13 protein-coding genes are annotated in these 17,719 nt (G+C 57.4%); 9 read left to right on the forward strand and 4 right to left on the reverse strand.

The genetic code is table 11. The annotated features are described in order from the left end of the window. Nucleotides 1–85: 85 nt before the first annotated feature. The 6 genes from ftsH (at nucleotide 86) to serA (ending at nucleotide 8,866) form a co-directional block, all read left to right on the forward strand. On the forward strand, nucleotides 86–2,023 hold the full coding sequence (gene ftsH / locus WNZ14_RS22925; protein ID WP_342871007.1) for an ATP-dependent zinc metalloprotease FtsH: 1,938 nt from the start codon (nucleotides 86–88) through the stop codon (nucleotides 2,021–2,023). Between the two features lie 171 nt (nucleotides 2,024–2,194). Further along, entirely contained in the window at nucleotides 2,195–3,547 is a 1,353-nt protein-coding gene (glmM, locus tag WNZ14_RS22930; RefSeq protein ID WP_342871008.1) for a phosphoglucosamine mutase, read from the forward strand. A gap of 390 nt (nucleotides 3,548–3,937) precedes the next feature. Further along, nucleotides 3,938–4,786, forward strand: a complete 849-nt coding sequence (locus tag WNZ14_RS22935) for an outer membrane protein (protein WP_342871009.1) — start codon at nucleotides 3,938–3,940, stop codon at nucleotides 4,784–4,786. 231 nt (nucleotides 4,787–5,017) lie between these two features. Continuing rightward, nucleotides 5,018–5,851 (forward strand): outer membrane beta-barrel protein, encoded by an 834-nt coding sequence (locus tag WNZ14_RS22940; protein ID WP_342871010.1) that lies wholly within the window; start codon nucleotides 5,018–5,020, stop codon nucleotides 5,849–5,851. A 158-nt stretch (nucleotides 5,852–6,009) separates the two neighbouring features. After that, nucleotides 6,010–7,185, forward strand: a complete 1,176-nt coding sequence (locus WNZ14_RS22945) for a phosphoserine transaminase (protein ID WP_342871011.1) — start codon at nucleotides 6,010–6,012, stop codon at nucleotides 7,183–7,185. Nucleotides 7,186–7,270: 85 nt separating this feature from the next. Beyond that, nucleotides 7,271–8,866 carry a phosphoglycerate dehydrogenase gene (gene serA, locus WNZ14_RS22950; RefSeq protein ID WP_342871012.1) on the forward strand — a complete coding sequence of 532 codons (1,596 nt, stop codon included), beginning with the start codon at nucleotides 7,271–7,273 and terminating at the stop codon, nucleotides 8,864–8,866. Nucleotides 8,867–9,040: 174 nt separating this feature from the next. On the opposite strand, the gene WNZ14_RS22955 is transcribed toward serA, so the two are convergent. Then, entirely contained in the window at nucleotides 9,041–9,889 is an 849-nt protein-coding gene (locus WNZ14_RS22955; RefSeq protein WP_342871013.1) for a cobalamin-dependent protein, read from the reverse strand. Between the two features lie 438 nt (nucleotides 9,890–10,327). After that, nucleotides 10,328–10,591, reverse strand: coding sequence for a hypothetical protein (locus tag WNZ14_RS22960; protein WP_342871014.1), 264 nt, complete (start codon nucleotides 10,589–10,591; stop codon nucleotides 10,328–10,330). 601 nt (nucleotides 10,592–11,192) lie between these two features. On the opposite strand from WNZ14_RS22960, the gene WNZ14_RS22965 reads away from it, so the two are divergent. Next, entirely contained in the window at nucleotides 11,193–12,407 is a 1,215-nt protein-coding gene (locus tag WNZ14_RS22965; RefSeq protein WP_342871035.1) for an EAL domain-containing protein, read from the forward strand. Between the two features lie 168 nt (nucleotides 12,408–12,575). On the opposite strand, the gene WNZ14_RS22970 is transcribed toward WNZ14_RS22965, so the two are convergent. Beyond that, entirely contained in the window at nucleotides 12,576–13,496 is a 921-nt protein-coding gene (locus tag WNZ14_RS22970; protein WP_342871015.1) for a DMT family transporter, read from the reverse strand. Between the two features lie 247 nt (nucleotides 13,497–13,743). Between WNZ14_RS22970 and WNZ14_RS22975 the strand changes: the two genes are divergently transcribed. Together WNZ14_RS22975 and WNZ14_RS22980 are read left to right on the forward strand one after the other, a co-directional pair. Next, a complete protein-coding gene (locus tag WNZ14_RS22975; RefSeq protein ID WP_342871016.1) occupies nucleotides 13,744–15,042 on the forward strand; it encodes an adenylosuccinate synthase in 1,299 nt (432 codons plus the stop codon). A gap of 155 nt (nucleotides 15,043–15,197) precedes the next feature. Then, the gene (locus tag WNZ14_RS22980) at nucleotides 15,198–16,934 is read left to right on the forward strand and encodes a hypothetical protein (protein ID WP_342871017.1); all 1,737 of its coding nucleotides are present in this window, start codon (nucleotides 15,198–15,200) and stop codon (nucleotides 16,932–16,934) included. Nucleotides 16,935–17,148: 214 nt separating this feature from the next. On the opposite strand, the gene WNZ14_RS22985 is transcribed toward WNZ14_RS22980, so the two are convergent. After that, nucleotides 17,149–17,685 (reverse strand): hypothetical protein, encoded by a 537-nt coding sequence (locus tag WNZ14_RS22985; RefSeq protein ID WP_342871018.1) that lies wholly within the window; start codon nucleotides 17,683–17,685, stop codon nucleotides 17,149–17,151. Between the last annotated feature and the right edge of the window lie 34 nt (nucleotides 17,686–17,719).

Genomic DNA, 17,719 nt, shown 5'->3' on the forward strand with positions numbered 1-17,719 from the left:
CCCTTCAGGCTCCTATGTTGTAGGTTGAGTTTTCGAAATTCGGTTATGCGCCGGTGGCTGCAGGCCTTGATCCCCGAGGAAGAGCATGAACCCCAACTTCCGCAATTTTGCCCTATGGGCAATCATAGCGCTCCTGTTGATCGCACTGTTCAACATGTTTCAAAGTCCGAGTGAACGGACCACGGGCCGCGATATCGCCTATTCGCAGTTCCTGAAGGACGTTGATACGGGTCGTGTCCGTGACGTGACCATTGTCGGAGAGCGAATCTCGGGCAACTACACCGATACAGCCACCGGCTTCCAGACCTATTCGCCTGGTGATTCAGGTCTGATCCAGCGCTTGAACTCGAAGAACGTCTCCATCACGGCCAAGCCGGAAGTCGACAGCTCCAATACGCTTGTCGGCTATCTGATCTCTTGGTTGCCGATCCTCCTCATCCTTGGCGTCTGGATCTTCTTCATGCGTCAGATGCAGGGCGGCTCACGTGGCGCCATGGGCTTTGGCAAGTCGAAGGCAAAGCTGCTGACAGAAGCGCATGGCCGCGTCACTTTCGCAGACGTTGCCGGCGTTGACGAGGCCAAGCAGGACCTTGAGGAAATCGTTGAATTCCTTCGTGACCCGCAAAAGTTCCAGCGGCTCGGCGGCAAGATCCCGCGCGGCGTTCTGCTCGTGGGCCCTCCCGGTACCGGCAAGACGCTGACAGCGCGTGCCGTCGCTGGTGAAGCCAATGTTCCGTTCTTCACCATTTCCGGTTCGGACTTCGTTGAAATGTTCGTCGGCGTTGGCGCAAGCCGGGTTCGCGACATGTTCGAACAGGCCAAGAAGAATTCACCATGCATCATCTTCATCGATGAAATCGACGCTGTCGGTCGTCATCGTGGCGCAGGTCTCGGCGGCGGCAATGACGAGCGCGAACAGACGCTCAACCAGCTGCTGGTCGAGATGGATGGCTTTGAAGCCAATGAAGGCGTCATCCTGATTGCAGCGACCAACCGTCCCGACGTTCTCGATCCTGCCTTGATGCGTCCGGGCCGGTTTGACCGTCAGGTCGTTGTGCCGCTGCCTGACGTCAATGGTCGCGAGAAGATCCTCAAGGTGCATGTGCGCAACGTGCCGATGGCGCCGAATGTCGATCTCAAGGTTCTCGCCCGTGGCACACCCGGTTTTTCGGGTGCCGACCTGATGAACCTTATCAACGAAGGCGCATTGCTGGCAGCCCGCCGCAACAAGCGGCTTGTCACAATGGCCGAGTTTGAAGACGCCAAGGACAAGGTCATGATGGGTGCCGAGCGTCGCTCGACTGCCATGACCCAGGAAGAAAAGAAGCTCACAGCCTATCATGAAGCAGGTCATGCCATCGTCGCCATGAATGTCGCAGTGGCCGATCCGGTGCACAAGGCGACGATCATTCCGCGTGGACGTGCTCTTGGCATGGTGATGCAGTTGCCCGAGGCTGACCGGTATTCCATGAGCTACAAGTGGATGGTGTCGCGGCTGGCAATCATGATGGGTGGCCGCGTTGCCGAAGAACTGACCTTCGGCAAGGAGAACATCACGTCGGGTGCGTCGTCGGACATCGTGCAGGCGACCAAGCTTGCCCGTGCCATGGTCACCGAATGGGGCTTCTCCGACGAACTCGGACAGGTCGCCTATGGTGAGAACCAGCAGGAAGTGTTCCTTGGACATTCTGTGGCGCAGTCGAAAAACGTGTCGGAAGCGACGTCCCAGAAGATCGACAGCGAAATTCGCCGTCTGATTGATCAGGCCTATAGCGAAGCCCGCGAGATCCTGACCAAGAAGAAGAAGGGCTTTATCGCCATCGCCGAAGGCCTGCTCGAGTACGAAACGCTGACTGGCGAAGAGATCAAGGCCTTGATCCGCGGAGAGAAGCCTTCGCGCGACATTGGTGATGATACGCCACCGAGCCGGGGAACCGCGGTTCCGACGGCCGGAGCCAAGAAGGGCGGCGCCGGAAAGAAGGGCGATGAGCCTGATACAGGGCTGGAGCCGCAGCCACAATAAGGCGCTGCCTGCGTAAACCATACCGACCAAGATTTATTGACAGCCGCCCTCGGGCGGCTGTTTTTTGTGTATTGCAACGGTTTGTAACAAAATCTGATTGTATTCTTGCGTCGATGTGTTGGATCAACCTAGGTACAAGAATAATTTATCGGGATCGTACCGGGGGCTTCCATGAGCAGGCGATATTTTGGCACGGACGGAATTCGTGGCCAGGCAAACAAGGCGCCGATGACGCCAGATCTGGCAATGCGAGTGGGTATTGCGGTTGGAAACCTGTTTCGGCGCGGTGATCATCGGCACAGGGTTGTCATCGGCAAGGACACCCGTCTCTCCGGCTACATGATCGAGAACGCACTGGTGGCCGGCTTTACGGCTGCAGGCCTTGATGTTTTCCTGCTCGGACCTATCCCGACACCCGCCGTGGCGATGCTGACCCGTTCGCTGCGTGCAGATATTGGCGTGATGATATCGGCCTCTCACAATCCCTATCAGGACAACGGCATCAAGCTTTTCGGCCCCGATGGCTTCAAGCTGTCGGACGATCTGGAGCACCGCATCGAGGAACTGATGGATGAGGACATCCATCTGCAGCTGGCGCGTCCGGATTCAATCGGCCGCGCCAAGCGCGTCGATGGTGTGCATGACCGCTACATCGAGTTCGCCAAGCGGACCCTTCCCAAGGACATTACCTTGTCGGGCATGCGGGTGGTGATCGATTGCGCCAATGGAGCCGGCTACAAGGTTGCTCCTGCAGCGCTGTGGGAACTGGGTGCGGATGTGATTGCCATTGGCGAGGAGCCGAACGGCACCAACATCAATCTCAATTGTGGCTCGACCCATCCTGTGGCGCTGTCGCGCAAGGTCCACGAAGTGCGCGCCGATATCGGCATCGCGCTCGATGGTGATGCAGACCGTGTGCTGATTGTTGACGAGACAGGTGCGGTTATCGACGGCGACCAGTTGATGGCGCTGATCGCCGAATCCTGGAAGGCGGACAATATGCTGCGCGGCAACGGGATCGTTGCGACCGTGATGTCCAATCTCGGCCTTGAACGCTTCCTTGATGGTATTGACCTCACTCTGGCCCGCACCAAGGTAGGCGACCGCTATGTCGTGGAACACATGCGCAAGCATGATTTCAATGTTGGCGGCGAGCAGTCGGGACACATTGTGCTCTCGGATTTTGCCACCACCGGCGATGGTCTTGTCGCGGCCTTGCAGGTGATGGCTTGTGTGCAGCGGATGGGGCGTCCCGTGTCGGAAGTCTGCCGCAGGTTTGAACCCGTGCCACAGGTGCTCAAGAACGTCCGGCATTCGGGCGGTCATCCACTCGACGATGCCCACGTGAAGGCAGCGATTGCCGATGCAGAGGCAACCCTGGGCAATTCTGCACGGTTGGTCATTCGCCCTTCCGGAACCGAGCCCCTGATCCGGGTGATGGCCGAAGGTGACGACCGCGAGAAGATCGAGACGGTCGTGGATCAGCTCATCACTGTTATTTCAGGTGCGCGCAACGCCGCTTGACGGGTGCCTGAGGATTAATGGCGCCACCTTGCTGGCACTATGTTGGGAACGACCGGGCTTTGGCATGAATGTGCGGACGCGGCGTGTTGTCGTTTCTTCGTCCAACGAAGATTTTCAAGCAAATTTCATCGGTTTTGTACCGCAAGATGATGATGTTCAGTGTGCTTCATGAACGGTGAAGCTTCTTATCTTTCGTTGTTGAGCGTGTTCTAAATAGAGGCGCTCTTTATCCCTGTCTTGAGCGGTGATAAGCCCTTTTCTTCTGCGATTCTTGGTAAAGAGACGTGGTTAAGCGGGCTTTAACTTTTGTCATCCATTATCCATCGCGAACCAACAATCGTGTTGTCTCCAGAACCGGCGGCAGCGCAAGTCTCGACGATGGAGTCTATCATGAGAAAGCTTTTCCTGGCTGGTGCGGCCATGCTGATTGCCGGTGTAAGCGTAGCCGGCGCTGCGGACATTTCAGTCCCGTATGTTGATCCGCCGATGTATGAGCCGCCTGTATCGCAGCCTGTTGCTTCGGCTGGTGGCTGGTATCTTCGCGGGGACGTCGGCTACTCCTGGAACAAGATGAAGGGCGCCGAATTCTTTCAGGGTGGCCTGGGTACTTATGCGCCATTCACCACCACTTCGCTGCGCTCGTCCTACAGCGTTGGCGTTGGTGTCGGCTACCAGATCAATCATCGTCTGCGCACAGACGTGACGTTCGACTATTTTGGCAAGGCTAAGTTCAGAGGATCGACCACAGGTAGCTGTGGCGTGGCTACGGCCTGCACCTCGACCGACCTGACCTCCATTACCGGTTATGGTCTGCTGGCAAACGCCTATGTCGATCTCTACAAGAAGGGACGCTTCACCTTCTATGCAGGTGGTGGTGTCGGTGGTACCCGGGTCAAATGGGATGATCTGAACAATACCTCATGCCAAACCGGCAATTCTGCGAACTGCGACCCGTCTTTCAATCACGGCGGTGCCGCCGGATGGCGCTTCACCTATGCACTGATGGCCGGTGCCTCGGTTGACGTGACCTGTAACCTGAAAGCCGATGTCGGCTACCGCTACCGTCACATTGCGGGTGGTGCGATGTTCAAGAGCCTGACCAGCGCTGGTTATCAGGGCTATCACAAGGGCATCTCCTCGCATGAAGTTCGCGGCGGTCTGCGCTACGGCTTCAATGGTTGCGCCCAGGAAGAGGTTTATATCGAGCCTGCTCCGATCATGCCTGCGGTCTACAAATAGAACCCAGACTATATCGCATCAGACTGTTGTCGCTTCGAACCGCCCGGCTTTCACGCCGGGCGGTTTTCGTTTGAGCGTTGTTCCCGATGAATATTCTTCCAAACAATTGCCGTGGAAATCACGGTTAATAAACATGCTTAACTGTGACTTAACCAGTCGTGGCCATAGTGGCTTTCATACGTATTCGGGGCGCGTTCGAGCGGGGCCGGATCAATTGAAGGGAATTTGGTCATGTTCATGCGACTTGCTGCGGCGTCTAGCATTGCAGCTTTGATGGGAATTGCAGCTCCAGCCCAGGCGGCAGATCTTGATGAGATCATCTACGCCAAGGAGTTGCCGGTCACACAATCGGTCGAGATTGGATCGGGCTGGTATTTGCGCGGTGATCTTGGTTACTCGACCAAGACACGAGGCGCCGCAACCAATTACTCGGTCTTCAGCGCCGGCCCGCCGGCAACATACACTTCTACGCCCTATGACAGTTCCTCGCTCAGCGGTGACTGGTCCGGGTCTCTGGGTGCCGGCTATAGCTTCACTGACTATCTCCGCGGTGAGCTGAGCTTTGATTACAGCAGAGGCCGATTCAACGGAACCACAAGCTCGACGACCCCTTGCGCCGGATCGACGTTGGGTCAGTGCTCGAGTGCGGATACGCAGACTTTCGAACAGTATGGCCTCATGGCCAATGCCTATGTTGATCTCGGCACCTTTGTCGGCTTCACACCCTATCTCGGCGCTGGTGCCGGACTGACGCGAGTGACCTGGAACACCTACACCAATGACCAGACCTGTGTCGGCGGCGCCTGCGTTGGAACCGCTGCGGACAGAACCCGTTCTGGAACAGAAGCCTGGCGGTTCACCTATGCCCTGATGGGCGGCGTTTCCTATGACCTGTCCAAGAACCTCAAGCTGGACGTTGGCTACAAGTACTCGAAGATTAAAGCCGGTAAGCAGGCTGGCTTCGATGCCACAACGATTGCAGCTGGCGCGTCTGGTTCCCAGGTCTCGGACAATGGCTTTGCCAAGCATGAAGTGCGGGTCGGTTTGCGCTATTCGCTCTGGTAGATGAAGCGAACGACAAGATGCAGGAAGGGCGGATCATCTCCGCCCTTTTTCGTTTGGTACGGCATATAATCCTGCTTGACAGTCAATTCGCCGAGGTCTAATCCCGCCAGTGGGCCACCCCTCCCCAACGAGGGGCCACTATCTGGAAGGATAGCATTATGACGACTGAACTGAAGCCGGACGTGCGTCCGGAAAATCCCCGTTTTTCTTCTGGTCCCTGCGCGAAGCGTCCCGGTTGGACGCCCGAAGCGCTCAATGACGCGGCTCTTGGCCGCTCGCACCGGGCCAAGATCGGCAAATCCAAACTCAAGCAGGCCATTGACCAGACGCGCACAGTGCTCGGCGTGCCGGACGATTACCGTATCGGTATCGTTGCAGCTTCCGACACCGGTGCTGTCGAGATGGCCATGTGGTCGATGCTCGGCGCACGCGGCGTCGACATGGTGGCCTGGGAAAGCTTCGGCGAAGGCTGGATCACCGATGTGGTCAAGCAGTTGAAGCTTGATGATGTTCGCAAGATCACCGCCCCCTATGGCGAGCTGCCTGACCTTGCGCAGATCGATTTTGATCGCGATGTGGTCTTTACCTGGAACGGCACCACCTCCGGCGTGCGTGTACCCAATGCCGATTTCATTCCTGCTGATCGCGAAGGTCTGACCATCTGCGACGCTACGTCCGCGGCTTTCGCGCAGGACCTCGACTTCGCCAAGCTCGATGTCGTGACATTCTCCTGGCAGAAGGTGCTTGGCGGGGAGGGCGCTCACGGCGTTCTGATCCTGAGCCCCCGCGCCGTCGAACGGCTCGAAAGCTATGTTCCAGCCTGGCCTCTGCCGAAGATCTTCCGCATGACCAAGGGCGGCAAGCTCATCGAGGGCATCTTCACCGGCGAGACCATCAACACGCCGTCTATGCTCTGCGTCGAGGACTATCTCGATGCGCTTAACTGGGCCGAGCGTGTCGGCGGCCTCAAGGGGCTGATCGCGCGTGCCGATGCCAATGCCGATGTTCTGCATCGCTTCGTTGCTGACAACTCCTGGATCGCCAACCTTGCCAAGGTTGACGACACCCGCTCCAACACGTCCGTCTGCCTTGTCATCGCCGACCCTGAGGTCGCAGCACTTGCGCCCGACGCGCAAGCCGCCTTCGCCAAGGCGATGGTCAGCCGTCTCGACAAGGAAGGCGTGGCGCTCGATATCGGCGCCTACCGCGATGCCCCAGCTGGTCTGCGGATCTGGTGCGGTGCCACGGTCGAGACATCCGATCTCGAAGCCTTGACGCCCTGGCTGTCATGGGCCTTCGCCCAGGAAAAAGCCGCTCTCAAGCAGGCTGCCTGATCTTGGCTCGTGACTGCGCCGGATAATTCCGGCGCAGTCCGGCTGCCCAATTCCCATTCTTCAGACACTCTCAATGGAGGCCATCATGGCACCTCGCGTACTCGTATCCGATGAATTGTCGGAAACTGCCGTCCAGATCTTTCGTGATCGCGGCGTAGATGTCGACTTCATGCCGAAGCTCGGCAAGGACAAGGAAAAGCTGCTCGAAATCATCGGTGATTATGACGGTCTGGCGATCCGCTCGGCCACCAAGGCCACTGAAAAGCTGATTGCCGCTGCCACCAATCTCAAGGTCATCGGCCGCGCCGGTATCGGCGTCGACAATGTCGATATACCTGCCGCGTCGCGTCGCGGTATCATCGTCATGAACACGCCTTTCGGCAACTCGATCACCACCGCCGAGCATGCCATCGCGCTGATGTTCGCCGTCGCCCGCCAGCTTCCCTCCGCCGATGCCTCGACCCAGGCCGGCAAGTGGGAGAAATCCAAGTTCATGGGTGTCGAGATCACCGGCAAGACGCTCGGCGTCATCGGCGCCGGCAATATCGGCTCGATCGTCTGCTCGCGCGCCATCGGCCTGAAAATGCATGTCGTGGCCTATGATCCATTCCTGTCCAAGGAGCGCGCCGAGGAGATGGGCGTCACCAAGGTCGAGCTAGACGAGCTGCTGGCCAAGGCCGACTTCATTACCCTTCATGTGCCGATGACCGACAAGACTCGCGGCATTCTCAACGCCGAAGCGCTCGCCAAGACCAAGCAGGGCGTTCGCATCATCAATTGCGCCCGTGGCGGCCTGGTGGACGAGGCAGCATTGGCCGAAGCCCTCAAGTCGGGCCATGTCGCAGGCGCAGGCTTCGACGTGTTCGAGGTCGAGCCTGCAACGGAAAGCCCGCTGTTCGGCCTGCCGAACGTCGTCTGCACACCGCACCTTGGCGCGTCGACCACCGAAGCGCAGGAAAATGTCGCACTTCAGGTGGCCGAGCAGATGTCGGACTATCTGGTCCGCGGTGCGGTCTCCAACGCCATCAATATGCCGTCGATCACAGCTGAAGAAGCACCGATCCTGAAGCCGTTCATCCGGCTGGCGGACGTTCTCGGCTCCTTTGCCGGCCAGGTGACGGAAAGCCCGATCAAGGAAATCGAGATCCTGTATGACGGCGTGACCGCGGGCATGAACACCAAGGCGCTAACTAGCGCACTGCTCGCAGGCCTGATCCGCAATCAGGTGGCCGACGTCAACATGGTTTCAGCGCCGATCATGATCAAGGAAAAGGGCATCGTCCTGTCCGAGGTCAAGCGCGACAAGACCGGCGTCTATGATGGCTACATCAAGCTCACCGTCACCACAGAGCGTCAGACCCGCTCGGTCGCGGGCACCGTGTTCTCGGATGGCAAGCCTCGCTTCATCCAGATCAAGGGCATCAACATGGACGCCGAAGTCGGCGCTCACATGATCTACATCGCCAATACCGACGTGCCCGGCATGATCGGCTTCATGGGCTCGACGCTGGGCGACGCCGGCGTCAACATCGCCAACTTCCAGTTGGGCCGCGAAAAGGAAAGCGGCGACGCAATCGCGCTTCTCTATGTCGATGACGTCGTCAGCCGCGACGTTCTCGACAAGCTGACCGCCCACCAGGCGATCAAGCAGGCTAAAGCGCTGGTGTTCAACGTCGACTGAGATGATGGAAGAGCATGTCTGAATGTTCTGCCCCCCGAAACTCGGAGTTTCGGGGGGCAGTTTTGTTGAACCAGACTTATATAGGCAGCCGGTCAGGTTCCTTTGGTCCGGTTATTTGCGGCCTTGGATGTTTTTGAAATGACCCAAATGGCTGCAGAAGAATTGCAGGATCAGCTATTTATTTCGCGGATTTGAACTCTGATTGATCGATCTGTCCCATAGGGAATCCATTGTTGCTTTGGCACCACGAAAAGCAGATGCCGTTCCATCCACATCCATGGCCAACACAAGATCCTCAGCTTCATCAAGAACCTGCCCGCTGACCATTATGAACGCACCAGGATTGCTCAGTCTTAATCCAATAATTAGTTTTGCAAGGGAAACCGAAGAATGGCGACCGCTGCAAGATAGACCAATCAGTCGTGGTCTGGACTGGGCTATCTCGGCAATCAGATCGTGGTGCCCTAGGCCCACAAGGAGTTCGATATCCCAACCTTCTTTCCGAAAAAGGTCCGCAGCCATGCTTACGCCGAGAGTGTGAGTTTCGCCTGGCACTGACGCAAAAGACGCCACTCTAATTCGGGCCGGTTCAGTTGGCACAAAGAGATGGCTCATCCCTCGCATAATAGAATAAATGCGACTTGTCGCGATTGTAACATCAAAAAAGGACAGACGGCTATCATCCCACCATTCGCCCAGCAGCCGAGCAGCACCGGCTAGAAATGTGAGGTAAATCGTGTCTGGCGAGGCGCCATCTGCTCCAATTTGCATAATAAGACGCGTGGCAGCCTCATCGTCTTTTGACGTCAAAGCCATACACAATCGCTCGATATCGGCATGCGACGTCCGTTGAGCTAAGGCTGGGTGTTCTGGAGCTCGTTGGGCAACTCGTCTTAAAACCTCTTTGGCAAGCGAGCGAACTTCGTCCTCTGCAAGATTGGCTTTGAGAGTGCGAATGCCGATATTGGTCTGTTCGTACACGCTTTGCGCGAACCACTCAGCACGATGAGTTGCATCAGTCATTCCAGTTTCCCGCAATAATACAATTATTCGGCCCGCTTGTTTCTCGATTATGAAAATCTAGAGCGGAGAAACTGTCAATCAAGATTTACACTTTGGGCCTGTTGCGAACGGCGAAAATAAACCGCTGCCTTCAACAAAAGGGTTGTTTGAGGCATCACAAATCGGAATCTTCTTCGAAGATCAGAAGGCTACGCACATCGATATGACCGAGCGCCCACGTTCTCTTCAGCCTTAAGTTTGTTTGCAGAAAATCGTGAAGTAATCCCCGTCTTCGGATTGCACCGTGCCGGAACTTCCACCCTGTTTGGCCCAGCGGGCGCAAACCCTCGCTTGTAGCGACATCTTCACAGAAACTAACATTTGCGCTGATTGGGAGTGCAAGCGCGGTGACAGGCGGTTCCGAAAAGGCAGGTCTTGCCTGCCCTTTCGGTGTGTCGCTTAGTTTGCTGCTTCTGCAATAACTTTATCATAGAAAGCGCAAACAGCCGTCAAGTCGCCACCTGATTGCATTTCTGTCGTTTTTGCCTGCATCTCGAGTGCCAGTTCCTGCATACGGGCTGGATCCTTTGCTGCGATCGTCTGCATGGCCATAGTTGCTTCGGTTACCTTCGATTGCAGTGATTCAGCCGTGCAGGCGTCGTCAGCAAGAGCGGCAGAGGAAAATGTCATTGCCGCGATAAAGGTAAGTGTCGAAAGTTTCATTGTTTTTCATTCCTTTGAGTATTGCACGACATGTGCGCGGCCTCTTTAGGTAAATGAGAACGTGTGGTCCATCAGCGCGAATGAACCTCCCACAGAAATTCGTTCAGTCATCGTTAAGAAGATGAAATCAGGCACCCTGAGAGTGGCAACCAGCTCCGTATTGCGGCGCCACAAACGCTCGTTTTCGACACTTGTCTCTGTCCATTAATGTCAGCCCGAGCCAGCTTATGCACGAAGACTGAATCGCACCGAGATCTCCCGAGACCGCCCTCGATGAACAGGATCTGGGCCACCGGTGACTGGAATGCAGCCGTGAAGGCTGCGACACGCCATCCTGTTGTGTCGCGCCACTTTCAAGGTCATCTCACGGGAGCAGGTTTCGTTCGTTGCAGAAGCAAGGACGTATTTGGTCTTTATCGGTCAATTCATATTTATGCGTTAGAGCTCATATGATGCCAAGTTAGGAACATGGATGGCAATCCCAAAGCCACAGCTCCCGTCGGAACCTGCCAACCACTATTCAAAGCGGATGGTCGTTGTCTTTCGATATGGGTCTCTGGCAATTGCTGGCATCGGCCTCATTCAGGCAGTGTTGTTTGCCATGATCGGTTTGTGGTTGGTTGTGGCAATGGAGCTCGCTGCTTTTGTTGCAGGGCTCACAATCTATCTGTTGATCCGGCGCGGCCACCTCACTTTGGGGGTTTTGGCAGGCCAGGCCGCATTGATGGCGATCATAATCATTATGGGGTTGCTTCTCGATGTTCCCACGGCCGAAGCGCCTCGGATCAGTCATGTTTACCTGCTGGTCGTGGCTGCTTTGGGGTATCTCAATTATCAGCGGGAAAAGTCTTATACCCAGTTGATATTGATCGGCTTGTGCCTGCTGGCATTCGTCATACTCGGCAGCGCGCGGCTGACATCCCCCTATGTCGTGATGCCTGAGGTGGCCAGAACCATCGGCACATGGGCCAATGCCTTTATGGCCACTGCACTGCTTGCGGCTTGCATCCATGCGATGCAGACCGAGTTCACCCGCAAGGACAAGTACAGCCGCGATCTCATGGCCGCGTTGTGGAACGACGAATTTCAACTCGTCTATCAGCCGCAGGTCGACGTTTCCCAAAGGACAATTGGCGCTGAAGCGCTCCTGCGCTGGAACAGTCCGCAACGTGGCTCCGTATCCCCGGTCGAGTTCATTGCGCAGGCGGAAAGGCTTGGTCTCATGATTGCCATTGGCGGCTGGGTCCTGGAAAGAGGCTGTCGCACATTGGCTGAATGGGGCACAAACCCCGATTTTCGGCACTTGTCTCTGTCGATCAATGTCAGCGCGAGCCAAATCATGCACCAAGACTTCGAGGCATTTGTGCGCGACACGTTGGCCGAAACCGGCGCAAACCCGCAGCACTTGATCCTGGAATTGACCGAAAGCGTCCTAGTCACTGAGATTGAGCTGGTGATCGCCAAACTCAATGCGCTGCGCGAAATGGGCATCACCATAGCCCTTGATGATTTCGGTACCGGTTACTCTTCACTATCGTATCTGCGTAGGTTGCCGATCCAGCAGATAAAGATCGACCGCAGTTTCGTGCAGGATGCAGTCAACAGCCCAAGCAGCGCCTCACTGGTCAAGAGTGTTGTCCGTATGAGCCGCGATCTGGGTCACAACGTTCTGGCCGAAGGGGTGGAAACGATGGAGCAGCACGATTTGCTGGCCCAGTTCGGCAGCATACAGTTTCAGGGGTATCTCTATGGCAAGCCGATGGCATTGGCCGATTTTGCGCAGCGCATTGATGTAGAGACACAAGGCTCAGCCTGACGAGGGGTCCGCCCGGCAGCGCCGATGCGTCAATGGCTGGAACCAGTGCATGAATAAGCCCTCGAGTTTTTCAGACACCCTCGGTCTTTGTTGTCCGCCGCCGTTCGAACTCGACGGGCGGTGTGGAATATCTCGATGTCGTCGAAAACATCGTGTCTGGGCTCGCGGCTATTCGACAGTGTCCCCCGTTGAGCTCGTGACGGGAGCGCCCTGCTGCTTTCCGCGTTCCGACAGCCAGATGCCGCCAAGGACCAGCACAAGTGCTGCCACGTGATAAAGATGCATGGTTTCGCTCAGGATCATCACCGACAGCAGGGTGCCGAAAATAGGCACCAGGTTGATAAAGATGCCGGCGCGGTTCGAGCCGATGATTTCATTGCCCTTGATGAACATCACCTGGGCCACCAGCGACGGGAACACCGCGGTGAAAGCTCCGACAAGCCATCCGGTGGTATCGGGCCAGATCACCGTCTCGCGCGCCATCTCGAAGGCTGCGAATGGCAGTGACGTGAGGAAGGCTGACGCCGCCATGACCGTTATCATGCTCTGCCAGTGCAGCACCGGCTTGTAGCGCAGCGCCACGGTGTAGCCGCCGTAAAACAGCACGGCCAGAAGCATCAGGGCGTCACCGCGGTTGAGTTCCAGTCCGATCAGGCGGGCAAGGCTGCCGCTCGAGGCGGTGATGGCCACGCCGGTCAGTGTCAGCACGAAGCCTATGATCTGGGCGGGCGTGACCCTGATGCGAAACAGGATGAAGTTGGCGAGAAAGATCACCATCGGCATGCCGGCCTGCTCAATGGCGACGTTGATCGCGGTGGTGTATTCGAGCGCCGAGTAGAGCAGGATGTTGAAGAAGGTGAAGCCGCACATGCCGTAGGCGATCAGCAAAGGCAGGTTGGCTCTGATCGTCCTGATGTCGCGGCGGACCTGCGGCAAGGCAAATGTCATGAGGATTGCGAGTGCCAGGCCCCAGCGAATCGATGTCAGAAGCATCGGCGAGATATGGCCGACAGCCATCTTGCCGGCCACCGCATTGGCGCCCCACGACAGGGATGTGATGATCAGAAACAGGTAGGCGCGCAGGATCAAGACGGAACTTTCTGGCGGTGTCAGGGGTTTCAGAGGCAGGCAAACGGCTGGCCCGCGGCAATTTGCACGGTATAATCAACTCATTGACGATACCGCGCTTCCTGTTTGTCCAGAACAGGAGAAATTGTCACGTAAAAAAGGCTGTTCTGTCTGACTGAGGGTCGATTTTGGTGGCCTGAGTCTGTATGCATGCGCGGGTTTTTGTTTTCCGGGCCTCAAGCGAGAGGCCCTTATCCAAGGGGTTTTCATGGCCAACGTAGTTGTCGTCGGTTCGCAATGGGGTGACGAGGGAAAAGGCAAGATCGTCGACTGGCTTTCCGAGCGGGCCGATGTTGTCGTGCGTTTTCAGGGCGGCCACAATGCCGGCCATACGCTGGTCATCGATGGTGTCAGCTACAAGCTTTCGCTGCTGCCCTCTGGTGTGGTGCGTCCGGGCAAGCTTGCCATCATCGGCAATGGCGTCGTCATCGATCCGCATGCGCTGGTCAGTGAAATCGACCGGCTTGCCACGCAAGGCGTCGTCGTCAATGCCGAGAACCTCAGGATAGCCGACAATGCGACGCTGATCCTGTCGCTGCACCGCGAGCTTGATGCTTTGCGCGAAGACGCAGCGTCGAATTCCGGCACCAAGATCGGCACCACCCGCCGCGGCATCGGCCCGGCCTACGAGGACAAGGTCGGACGCCGGGCGATCCGGGTGATGGACCTTGCCAATCTGGAAAGCCTGCCTGCCAAGGTCGACCGCCTGCTCACCCACCACAATGCGCTTCGCCGCGGACTTGGCCAGCCGGAATTCTCGGTCGAGACAATTCTGGAAGAACTCACCTCCGTTGCCGAGCGCATCCTGCCGTTCCGCGAGACGGTGTGGTTGCTGCTCGACAAGAAGCGCCGTGCCGGCGCGCGCATCCTGTTCGAAGGGGCGCAGGGCACCTTGCTCGATGTCGACCACGGCACCTATCCGTTCGTCACTTCGTCCAACACCGTTTCCGGCCAGGCGGCCGCAGGTTCAGGCATGGGTCCGGGATCGCTGAGCTACGTGCTCGGCATCACCAAGGCCTATACCACGCGGGTGGGCGAGGGGCCGTTCCCGACCGAGCTGCATGATGAGACCGGCCAGTTTCTGGGCGAGCGCGGGCATGAATTCGGCACGGTGACCGGCCGCAAGCGGCGTTGTGGCTGGTTTGATGCCGCACTGGTGCGCCAGTCGGTTGCCGTCAACGGCATTACCGGCATAGCGCTGACCAAGCTCGATGTGCTCGACGGTCTTGAAGAGCTCAAGATCTGCGTCGGCTATGATCTCGACGGAACCCGCATCGATCACCTGCCTGCAAGCCAGGGGGCGCAGGCACGTGTGACCCCGATCTACGAGACCATCGAAGGCTGGAAGGGCACCACCGTGGGTGCGCGCAGCTGGGCCGATCTGCCGGCGCAGGCGATCAAATATGTCAGACGAATCGAAGAGCTGATCGGCGCGCCGGTTGCGCTATTGTCAACAAGTCCCGAGCGGGATGACACGATACTTGTGACTGACCCGTTTGAAGACTAAAGCGCGGTGCGTTTGTCCAACGCACAAAGCACTCTTTAGCTCCAAAAACGGCTGCATAATTTTTGGCTAAAATCGTTCCGATTTGGGAACTTATGCAGTAGGTTAGCGCAATTGCGTGATTTGAAGCGCTTTATGGGATCAAACCAGGGTAACTCATGGCCGATTTTGTAGCAGTCATCCGGAAGGCGGTCGACAGCCTGCCTGACAATACTCCGGAGAACCGGACAAAGGTCTATGACAAGGCGCGGGCTGCCATCCGCCGCCAGCTGGAGGCAATCAATCCGCCACCCTCGGATGAGGTGATCGCGCGCCAGCTCGACAAGCTCGGCCAGGCAATCGACGAAGTCGAAAGCGAAAACGCCGAGGCTCTGCCCGCCGATCTCGACGAGACCGATGCGCTGATGGCCGAGCTCGAATCGATGGTGGAAAAGAGCCCGGTGATTGCCGAGCCCAAACCTGAGCCTGCGCCAAAACCTGAGCCCAGGCCAGAGCCAAAACCCGAGCCCAGGCCAGAACCTGAGCCAAGACCAGAACCGAAGCCTGAACCCAAAGCTGAAATCAGGCCCGAGCCCGCGCCCATTCCGGTCGCGCCGCCACCAGTGCTTGAGCCCCAGTCCTTCACGCCGGTTGAGCCTGATCCCTACATGTATCCTGAAGCGGACCCTGATCCGGTTGAGGCTTCCTCCGCTTTTCCGTCAGCACATCCGCCTCGTCAAAGAGTTGAGGAGCCGTACCCTGAAGCTGATACCGAGTCCGCTCGGGAAGATCTGGTCGGGCAGGCCCATGACGAGGCCTTTGGTCTTGATCATGCGCCCGAGCGCCAATTTGAGACGCGTCAGCGCAAGACTGCTGCCAAGGGTGGCAAGGGCGGCCTGCTGGCGCTTTTGCTGATTGCCGGATTTGTGGTTCTGGTGGCTGTTGCCGGCTGGACCTACAAGGACACCATCACCGCGATGTTTGGCGGCTCGTCGTCCGACCCGGTGATGGCAACTGAAGGCGCCCAACCTTCTGCAGAAACGCCTTCCTCAGAAACACCTTCCGAAGAAACGCCGGCAGCGGAAACTGCCGCTGCCACGCCCGATGAGCCGGCGCCGGTCGAGACAGCCATGACCGAAGAGGTGGCGCCTGCTGACGACGGCAAGTTTACCCAGCGCCTGAACCAGGATGGAACCGAAACCGATGCCGGTCCGGCTGCGGGGCCGGATGTTGAAGGCACTGTCGAAGGCCGCTCGGTTGCAGAACTGACCGATGCGGGCCCGGCGGATGAAAGTGTCGCCGAAGCTGCCACTGCCGATGCAGCGGTTTCGCCCGAGGAAGCCGCAGCCCCGGCCTCACAGGCGCTTGGCGTTCAGCAAAAGATGATCCTCTATGAGGAGCGCCTCGGCCAGCAGTCGCTTGAGGTCAAGCCGGGTACGGTTGTCTGGACGCTGGTCAGCGAGCCGTCCGGCGACGGGCCTGACGAGCAGGTCATTCGCGGTGAAATCAATAATCCCGAGAAGGGGCTCTCCGCGCTGCTCACCATCAAGCGCAACACCGATGCTTCGCTGCCTGCCAGCCACATTGTCGAGATTGTCTTCGCCCTGCCTGCCGATTTTGACGGCGGCTCGATCGACCAGCTGCAGCGCATTGCGCTCAAGCAGACCGAAGCTGATCAGGGCACGCCGCTGATAGCGGTGCCGGCCAAGATCACCGAGGACTTCTACATGGTGGCGCTCAATGATCTGGCGGAAGCGCGCGAAGCCAACACCAAGCTCCTGCGCGAGCGCAACTGGATCGACATCCCGGTGGTCTATGCCAACGGCCGCCAGGCGCTGATTACGCTGGAAAAGGGCGCCAGCGGCACCGAAGTGTTCAACCAGGCACTCGACGCCTGGGCCCGCGCCGGCGGTTGAGGCAACGCCTCTCAGCAGCGGAAGCATGAACGAGCGGCCGCGGCACGCCAATCTCCCCCCTTGCGGGAAAAATGTCGGCATAGCCGACAGAGGGCGGTATGGCACCGTATTCCGTAAGTTCTGCCTTACCTGTCTGTGATGGCTACTCCGACAGACGTTGAACCATTGGTTTTGCTAGTCCTTCGGATCCCGCAGCCGCTACCCAAACCCAACTTCAATAGCGAGAGAGCGGCGGCGCGTGCTTCACGACAACGATTCTACTTTCAAATTCGGACAAGATCATTTCGATTGTTTCTATGAAGACACTCACGTCGAAGTGTGCCCTTTCCAATTCGTGAACATAACGCCATTGAACAAACGCATTGCGCGCGTTTTCCAGAGTGCGTTCCAACCCATCGTCTAGGTAAATGAAACTTGGGTGACGAGGGGCAATCTCCCTATCGTATCTTGCCTTGAGACATTCTTGTGTCGCCAAAGAAGTATATGAGAATAATTTTGAGAGATCATGTTCCCTTGGAACATCGTTCTTCGTTCCATCATAGACAACCCATGCTTTCATAGCCAACTCCATCGACAATGCAAGGAGCATAGGCGAGATGCTGTTTTGAGCTTTGAACAAGCTCGATCCGCAAAACTCTTCCAATGGAGCCTTCGTATCGAAAGGTTCCATTCCTTGCACGTGCCGCACCAGAGCTTTTGACGAAGCGGCTATATCTATCGCCTTGGACAGAGGTTTTTGGGGGCGGCTCATATAAAGGCATTCCATATTGAACTCTAAGACCCGT

The organism is Hoeflea sp. AS60 (assembly GCF_038900115.1).
In the GTDB taxonomy this organism is placed as follows: Bacteria; Pseudomonadota; Alphaproteobacteria; order Rhizobiales; family Rhizobiaceae; genus Hoeflea.

Bases quoted from the DNA above. Each gene is read 5' to 3' on its own strand.
- serA (WP_342871012.1), top strand. From the start codon at position 7,271: ATGGCACCTCGCGTACTCGTATCCGATGAATTGTCGGAAACTGCCGTC.
- WNZ14_RS22945 (WP_342871011.1), top strand. From the start codon at position 6,010: ATGACGACTGAACTGAAGCCGGACGTGCGTCCGGAAAATCCCCGTTTT.
- WNZ14_RS22960 (WP_342871014.1), bottom strand. From the start codon at position 10,591: ATGAAACTTTCGACACTTACCTTTATCGCGGCAATGACATTTTCCTCT.
- ftsH (WP_342871007.1), top strand. From the start codon at position 86: ATGAACCCCAACTTCCGCAATTTTGCCCTATGGGCAATCATAGCGCTC.
- glmM (WP_342871008.1), top strand. From the start codon at position 2,195: ATGAGCAGGCGATATTTTGGCACGGACGGAATTCGTGGCCAGGCAAAC.
- WNZ14_RS22975 (WP_342871016.1), top strand. From the start codon at position 13,744: ATGGCCAACGTAGTTGTCGTCGGTTCGCAATGGGGTGACGAGGGAAAA.
- WNZ14_RS22980 (WP_342871017.1), top strand. From the start codon at position 15,198: ATGGCCGATTTTGTAGCAGTCATCCGGAAGGCGGTCGACAGCCTGCCT.
- WNZ14_RS22965 (WP_342871035.1), top strand. From the start codon at position 11,193: ATGATCGGTTTGTGGTTGGTTGTGGCAATGGAGCTCGCTGCTTTTGTT.
- WNZ14_RS22935 (WP_342871009.1), top strand. From the start codon at position 3,938: ATGAGAAAGCTTTTCCTGGCTGGTGCGGCCATGCTGATTGCCGGTGTA.
- WNZ14_RS22985 (WP_342871018.1), bottom strand. From the start codon at position 17,685: ATGAGCCGCCCCCAAAAACCTCTGTCCAAGGCGATAGATATAGCCGCT.
- WNZ14_RS22955 (WP_342871013.1), bottom strand. From the start codon at position 9,889: ATGACTGATGCAACTCATCGTGCTGAGTGGTTCGCGCAAAGCGTGTAC.
- WNZ14_RS22940 (WP_342871010.1), top strand. From the start codon at position 5,018: ATGTTCATGCGACTTGCTGCGGCGTCTAGCATTGCAGCTTTGATGGGA.